Here is a 590-nt window from a genome sequence, read left to right on the forward strand (position 1 = left end):
AAATACTAATATATTTTGCATTCTATATAATCTTATTTATTGTCGCTTTATAAGAACGGTTGTATAATCGCCTTCTTCACCAGCGCTAACTTGCAAGCATCTAATTTCGCTTTCAAATTCTAAAACGAAATAATTGTTTTCGCTATCGGTATAGCCATAAGTGGTATCGCCGTATTCTTCTATATCTTTAATTACCTCTCCGTTAGAAGTAATAGTTATAGAACCGTCCAAATTTATTATGAGAGAAGCTTTAGTATTTTCGTTAATAGTATATCTATCAACTACATCTCCTCCCATCATAATTTCGCTTGCTAACCATTCGCCCGAATACTTTCCTATGCCTTCCGCTTTCGTATTGCCTTTATTAAAGATAGGTATTTTATCTTTAATACGCCCTACTATGTCTTTATTACAACTTATAGTAAATAAGACAACCAAAAATAAAGTTTGTAATGTTAAAATTTTTTTTGTTTGTTTCCTCATAAGGAACTCCTTTGATTTAATTTTTTTATAAAAACGTTTAAATGAATAAACGCTTTTTCCAAATTGAAATTTAATAAATTCAAAAAAGAATTTGAATAGATTTTTAA

1 protein-coding gene is annotated in these 590 nt (G+C 28.6%); it reads right to left on the reverse strand.

The window, feature by feature from the left end; translation table 11 throughout:
- Nucleotides 1–36: 36 nt before the first annotated feature.
- The gene (locus tag EZH24_RS13210; protein WP_137999466.1) at nt 37–483 is read right to left on the reverse strand and encodes a hypothetical protein; all 447 of its coding nucleotides are present in this window, start codon (nt 481–483) and stop codon (nt 37–39) included.
- Nucleotides 484–590 lie beyond the last annotated feature (107 nt).

Origin of the sequence: Brachyspira catarrhinii (assembly GCF_005518285.1) — a bacterium.
Lineage (GTDB): Bacteria > Spirochaetota > Brachyspiria > Brachyspirales > Brachyspiraceae > Brachyspira > Brachyspira catarrhinii.